Source organism: Candidatus Aegiribacteria sp. (assembly GCA_021108005.1).
Classification (GTDB): domain Bacteria; phylum Fermentibacterota; class Fermentibacteria; order Fermentibacterales; family JCC-6; genus Aegiribacteria.
Window position 1 is genome coordinate 68,664 of sequence record JAIORS010000076.1, and the last position, 6,065, is coordinate 74,728.

The 6,065-nt window shown below is 49.9% G+C and carries 6 protein-coding genes; all 6 read left to right on the top strand.

From position 1 onward, the window contains the following. Positions 1-18 precede the first annotated feature (18 nt). From K8S15_04850 to K8S15_04875, 6 genes are read left to right on the top strand one after another with little or no spacing between them, the layout of a single operon-like run. Positions 19-1,056 carry an ATP-dependent 6-phosphofructokinase gene (locus K8S15_04850; protein MCD4775365.1) on the top strand — a complete coding sequence of 346 codons (1,038 nt, stop codon included), beginning with the start codon at positions 19-21 and terminating at the stop codon, positions 1,054-1,056. Positions 1,057-1,068: 12 nt separating this feature from the next. Next, positions 1,069-2,085 (top strand): type I glyceraldehyde-3-phosphate dehydrogenase, encoded by a 1,017-nt coding sequence (gene gap / locus K8S15_04855; protein ID MCD4775366.1) that lies wholly within the window; start codon positions 1,069-1,071, stop codon positions 2,083-2,085. Then, positions 2,082-3,281, top strand: coding sequence for a phosphoglycerate kinase (locus K8S15_04860; protein ID MCD4775367.1), 1,200 nt, complete (start codon positions 2,082-2,084; stop codon positions 3,279-3,281). The genes gap and K8S15_04860 overlap by 4 nt, the downstream gene beginning before the upstream one ends. Beyond that, positions 3,278-4,039, top strand: coding sequence for a triose-phosphate isomerase (gene tpiA, locus K8S15_04865; GenBank protein ID MCD4775368.1), 762 nt, complete (start codon positions 3,278-3,280; stop codon positions 4,037-4,039). The genes K8S15_04860 and tpiA overlap by 4 nt, the downstream gene beginning before the upstream one ends. Positions 4,040-4,056: 17 nt before the next feature. Continuing rightward, on the top strand, positions 4,057-5,202 hold the full coding sequence (locus K8S15_04870; protein ID MCD4775369.1) for a glycosyltransferase family 4 protein: 1,146 nt from the start codon (positions 4,057-4,059) through the stop codon (positions 5,200-5,202). Then, the gene (locus tag K8S15_04875; GenBank protein MCD4775370.1) at positions 5,148-6,026 is read left to right on the top strand and encodes a CPBP family intramembrane metalloprotease; all 879 of its coding nucleotides are present in this window, start codon (positions 5,148-5,150) and stop codon (positions 6,024-6,026) included. The genes K8S15_04870 and K8S15_04875 overlap by 55 nt, the downstream gene beginning before the upstream one ends. Positions 6,027-6,065: the final 39 nt, after the last annotated feature.

A 6,065-nucleotide genomic window follows, 5' to 3' on the forward strand; every position in this document is an offset into this window, starting at 1 on the left:
GAGAGAAAAGGAGTTAACATGCATATAGGCTTACTTACCGGCGGGGGAGACGCTCCAGGATTGAATGCTGTAATTCGAGGCATAACAATAAGAGGGAAGAAAAACGATCACAGGATAACCGGTTTCTTGAGAGGCTGGAAGGGCGTCATTGAGAACGATTCTGTTGATCTCAATATTGACAGAGTCAGGGATATTCACATGGAGGGCGGAACAATACTGTTCTCCTCCAGGACCAATCCCTTTAAAGTCGAGAACGGTCTTGAAAGAATAAAAAAGACTTTCATTAACACGAAGCTGGACTGCCTTATAGCGATGGGCGGTGAGGATACCCTTGGAGTCGCCGGCAGCCTGAATGCAGAAGGCCTTCCTGTGATAGGTGTCCCCAAAACAATCGACAACGACCTGAACGCTACCGATTTTACCTTTGGTTTTGATACCGCTATAAACTACGTTATGAAAGCACTCGATATGCTTCATACAACTGCGAGAAGCCATGAAAGGATTGTCGTTGTGGAGATAATGGGACGTCACGCGGGATGGATGGCTCTGTATGGAGGTATAGCCGGCGGCGCTCATGTTATTCTCATTCCCGAGGTGGAATTCGATACCGACGAGGTCTGTGAAATCCTTAAGAAGCGTTACAGCGAAGGAAACAGGTATGCAATTGTTGCCGTTGCAGAGGGGGCGATAGACCCCAAGCTTCAAAGGCATGTAATGCACTCATCTGAGAAGGATTCCTTTGGCCATGTGCAACTCGGCACAGGCATAGGTATTGGTGAAGTACTTAAAAACGAAATCGCTGACAGGACCGATCTCGAAACAAGGCATGTTGTTCTTGGTCATGTTCAAAGAGGCGGAAGCCCGACCGCATTCGACCGCGTATTGGGAACGAGACTGGGAGTAAAGGCAGTTGAGATGGCGGAACAGGGCTTATTCGGTAAAATGGTGGCTCTGCAGGGAACGGAGATAGTAGCAGTGGATATCGAGGAAGCGGTCGGAACTCTTAAAACTATACCTATCGAGCAGTACGAAGCTGCAGAACTCTTTTTCGGATAACGGAGGTAAGAAATGGCAGTGAAAGTCGCGATCAATGGATTCGGAAGAATCGGAAGGCTTTTCTACAGGCAGACACTCAACGACAGCGATATCGACATTGTTGCTGTGAATGACCTTACTGACCCTGCAGCCCTGGCGCATTTGCTGAAATACGATTCTGTGCATGGTCAGTTTCCCGGCGATGTGAAAGTTGATGGAGACGTTATCCACGCCGGAGGTGACAGCTTCACTGTACTCTCCCAGCCTGACCCTTCGAAGCTTCCCTGGAAGGAACTCGGCGTAGAAATAGTCATCGAGGCCACCGGCTTTTTCCGAACGAGGGAAAAAGCGATGATGCATATCGAGTCCGGCGCGAAGAAAGTGCTTCTCAGCGCCCCCGCAAAGGGGAAACCAGGAGCGGATCTTACAGTTGTCTACGGTGTGAATCATACCCTTTACAATCCTGAGAAGGACGAAGTGATATCAACCGCCAGTTGCACAACCAACTGCCTGGCGCCGGTTGCATTAGTACTGAACGATACATTCGGTATTATCAACGGAATCATGACGACTATTCATGCTTACACGAATGACCAGAAAATACTTGACCTGCCTCACAGTGATTTCAGGCGGGCAAGGGCGGCAGCCGTAAATATCATTCCAACAACCACCGGCGCTGCTGCAGCTGTAGGTCTGGTGATTCCTGAGCTGAAAGGAAAGCTCGACGGTATGGCGGTAAGGGTTCCCGTAAAGGATGGATCACTTGTGGATCTTGTATGTGAACTGAGAAGCGATGCAACGGTTGAAGCGGTGAACGGCGCAATGCTGGAGGCTTCGGAGGGCAGCCTTAAAGGTGTGCTGCAGTATTCCATTGAACCCCTTGTATCCAGCGATATAATAGGCAATTCATACAGTTCAATTTTTGATTCACTGGTTACCAGAACAATGGGTTCGAGAATGGTGAAAATTCTGTCGTGGTACGACAACGAATTCGGTTATGCTTCCCGAATGGTGGATTTCTCGCGCTATATGATCAAGGTCGGATTGTGAAATATCCAGCGCTGGAAGATGCTGAATTAAAAGGTAGAAAGGTTTTTCTGAGAGCTGACCTGAATGTTCCCCTGCGGGATGGCAGAATAGCTGACGATACCAGAATAAAGGCTGTTCTTCCAACGGTAAAGTACATTCTTGATCATGGGGCATCACTTATAATCGCAAGTCACCTTGGCAGACCCGACGGGATAGAAAATCCTGAATTGTCACTTGCGCCCGTAGCGGACAGATTGAGCGAACTCCTTGATAAAAAAGTGCTGTTCGCTCCCGACTGTATTGGAGCCAGGGTGAATACACTCGCCGCGTCAATGAATCCGGGCGATATCCTCCTGCTTGAGAATCTCCGCTTTCATCCGGAAGAGAAGAAGGGCGATATGGATTTTGCCCGCAAACTGGGCTTGAACGCGGATATTTACGTTAACGACGCATTCGGTACCAGCCACAGATCCCACGCTTCCATGGTTGGAGTGCCGGAGATTCTTGGAAGAGGCTACGCCGGACTCCTGGTCCAGAAGGAATTGAAGGTTTTCGAAAAAATGCTTTCTTTTCCTGCCAGACCTTTTGCCCTTCTGCTGGGTGGCGCTAAAGTTTCCGACAAAATCCCTGTGATAGAAAACCTTCTGCCCAGGCTGAACCATCTGATGATAGGTGGTGGAATGGCCTTTACCTTCATGAAGGAAATGGGGTTGAATGTAGGGACAAGCCTTCTTGAGCTTGACAGGCTTGGAGCGGCCCGAAAGATACTTGATGATGCAGAGAAATACGGTGTAGATATACATCTTCCAGTTGACATAGTCATCGCGCCCTCCACTGTCAGGCCTGAATTGGCTGAAGTCGTACCAGCGGACGCAATACCTGATAAAAAGGCCGGGTTGGACATCGGACCCGGGACGGTTGCCGAGTTCACAGAAATCATCAGAAAAAGCTGCACGGTTGTCTGGAACGGACCAATGGGAGTATTTGAAATTCCTCCATTTGACAAAGGTACAATAGGAATTGCCAGTGCTCTTGCTGAAGCAACAGGTGATGGCACAATCACGGTTGTAGGTGGCGGAGATTCGGTAAGGGCTGTTGTGGAGTCTGGACTTTTGAATAAAATCTCCTTCGTTTCCACGGGAGGCGGTGCGTCTTTGAAACTTCTTCAGGGTAACAAACTGCCTGCCCTTACCGCGCTTAGAGGTGGTACAAGATGAAACAGATAATTGGTGGAAACTGGAAAATGAACGGTTTCAGACTGACCGGTCTGGAGTTCCTGAGGGAAATAAAGGGGTTAGGATCCGAGCATGTATCCTCGGATATTGTCCTTTTCCCGCCCTTTACTCTTCTTCCCATGATGGCGGATGCCGCAGCTGACGCTGGTATTGAAACGGGAGGACAGGACGTTTTCTGGCTCGAAAAGGGAGCGTTCACAGGAGAGATAAGTCCTGCAATGCTTGTAGATGCAGGCGCTTCCTGGTTCATCGCCGGACACAGCGAGCGGAGACACGTAATAGGCGAATCCGATGAAATCGTCAGGAGAAAACTCGAAGCCGGTCTTGAGACGGGACTTCACGGAATCCTCTGCGTTGGTGAACTGATAGAGGAGAGGGAGACTGGTAAGACTGAAGAAGTCGTAAGAAGACAGGTTGAATCTGCCATTGAAGGCCTTGACTGTGCTTCCCCTGAGAATTTTGTGATTGCATACGAACCGGTATGGGCAATAGGAACCGGTCTTACGGCAACACCTGACGAAGCCGATAGAATGCATTCACTGATAAGGGAATGGGTTGCCGCGACAGTCAGCCGCGATTTCGCTGATAATACAAGGATACAGTATGGCGGCAGCGTGAAACCTGACAACGCTGCTGAGATACTCGCAAAGCCATCGATCAACGGAGCCCTTGTGGGCGGGGCCAGCCTGAAGCCTGAGAGTTTCATGGATATTATTAAAGCGGTTCCTCTGCAGGAATGACGAGCTGAAGAACAGCCATGAATATCGGGTTCGATGCCACCAATATTCTTGGACATGGGGGAATCAAGACCTATACCAGAGAACTTCTGGTTGGACTCGCCGAAGAGTTTCCCGATGACGATTTTGTACTGCTGACAACCTTCAGCGACTCAAAGAAGAGAAAACTGCAGAAGCTTTTCGGTAACCTTCCGAATGTCACCGTACGCAAAGCTGTTCCTCACAGGAACATGCTGGGGGACGCGCTTTTCGGTATCACGAAATTTCTCAGCTGCATTCTTTGGCGGCTATCCTCCCGCAATCTGGATATCGTACATCTGACGGACCCGTTCGGAGCTGTGGTTCTGCCCCGGAAGTTCGTTGCTACTGTGCATGATATTTTTCCGCTTACTCTGGATGAATTCAAAGGTTCCCGGTTGAGGCGTTTCTATCGGAAGCGAACACCTGATGTACTCGAAAAAGCCAGATCGGTAATTACACCTTCCGGTTATGTAAAGAAAAGCCTCCGGCAATATTACCCGGAATCCAGCTGCCCTATCAGTCCGATACCGGAGGCAGCTTCGAATGGATTTCATCCCCGTACCAGGAACACCGATATACTCAGGCAATACGGGCTTGAAGAAAAACAATTCTACCTGTTCGTAGGAAGGGTTGACCCCAGGAAGAACATTCCCGGAATCATCGACGCTTACCTGGAACTGCCTGAAAGTATCAGATTGAACAACCTTCTCGCGTTTGTACTGTCGGGCCGCCCCCCGGACATAGAGGATTTCAAAAACCGTTACGGTCATCTCCTGGAAGGGAGGGGGATAGTATACCTGCGGGATGTTCCTTCGGAAGACCTGAAACACCTTTATTCCTCTGCTCTCGCATTTGTGTTTCCCACACTTGATGAGGGTTTCGGACTGCCGGTTCTTGAGGCAATGCGGAGCGGATGTCCCGTAATATCTTCGGATCTGTCCTGCATACCGGAAATCGCGGGTGACGCCGCTGTTCTTGTAGACCCCCGGAACACGTCAGAACTCAGCGAGTCAATGAAACTTCTTGCAGAATTCCCGGAGAAGAGAATTGAACTCAGAAAAAGGGGACTGGAGCGGGCGGAGCGCTATTCATGGAAAAGGGCCGCAAGGGAAACCATGGAAGTATACAGATCGGCAGCACCATGAACATGAACGGCAAGGCTACTTTTCTTGAGAAGCATTGTTCTCCCCTGGCCAGACCTTTCTTCAGGCTTGGAATAGCCCTGGCGGGTTTTATCCTCTGGGTGATACTGCAGGGATTTATCTCAGGCGTTCTCGGCTTTGTAGAGAACTGGATTCTGAACATGTCGGTGGCTGGCTTTATTGCGGTTATCGTGCTGTTCCCCTTTTGGAAACTCGTCCCTGAGATCACCGGAATATCCGGAAGAAGAAACGGCTGGACTGCGGCAGCGGCCTCTGCGGTACTCTTCATTCCCTTCATCGTCATCGCTTTTTCAACTGGCCTTGAATACGCGGGTGCTGGTATGAAATGGCTGTTGTTCGCAGCGGCACTGCTTTTCCTCGCGGCAACGGAAGAGATCGTCTGCAGGGGTTTCATGATGGATGTACTCAGTTTCAAAAAAAACAGGCACACTGGCCTGCTGCTTTCATCTCTGGTTTTTACCATGCTCCACATGGGCAATGACCATGCCTCGTTTGCCGGCATAGCGAATATATTTCTGGCCGGAGTCCTGTTCGGGTTCATGCGGCTGGTAACCGGGGGTTTGATCTACCCGACATTGCTGCACTGGCTCTGGAATCTTACGACCGGGATGGTCTTCGGATGGAACGTTAGTGGTCATTCGCTTTTACCCACGATCTTCAGGCCAATCACCCATCCACCCTGGGGAGCTTTCGGCCCGGAGGAATCCATCCTCATGACGATAGGAACACTCGGTGCAATAGCGGTTCTGATGAAGAAGCTGTACTTGCCTGATAACGATGTACACTATGGTATAAATCGAAACTGATCACAGCAAGGAAATATACGCAGAGTCAGTCTCTCTCTC

What these genes read in the sequence shown, in the direction of transcription:
- tpiA (MCD4775368.1), top strand. Translation starts at nt 3,278, where the DNA reads ATGAAACAGATAATTGGTGGAAACTGGAAAATGAACGGTTTCAGACTG.
- K8S15_04870 (MCD4775369.1), top strand. Translation starts at nt 4,057, where the DNA reads ATGAATATCGGGTTCGATGCCACCAATATTCTTGGACATGGGGGAATC.
- gap (MCD4775366.1), top strand. Translation starts at nt 1,069, where the DNA reads ATGGCAGTGAAAGTCGCGATCAATGGATTCGGAAGAATCGGAAGGCTT.
- K8S15_04875 (MCD4775370.1), top strand. Translation starts at nt 5,148, where the DNA reads ATGGAAAAGGGCCGCAAGGGAAACCATGGAAGTATACAGATCGGCAGC.
- K8S15_04850 (MCD4775365.1), top strand. Translation starts at nt 19, where the DNA reads ATGCATATAGGCTTACTTACCGGCGGGGGAGACGCTCCAGGATTGAAT.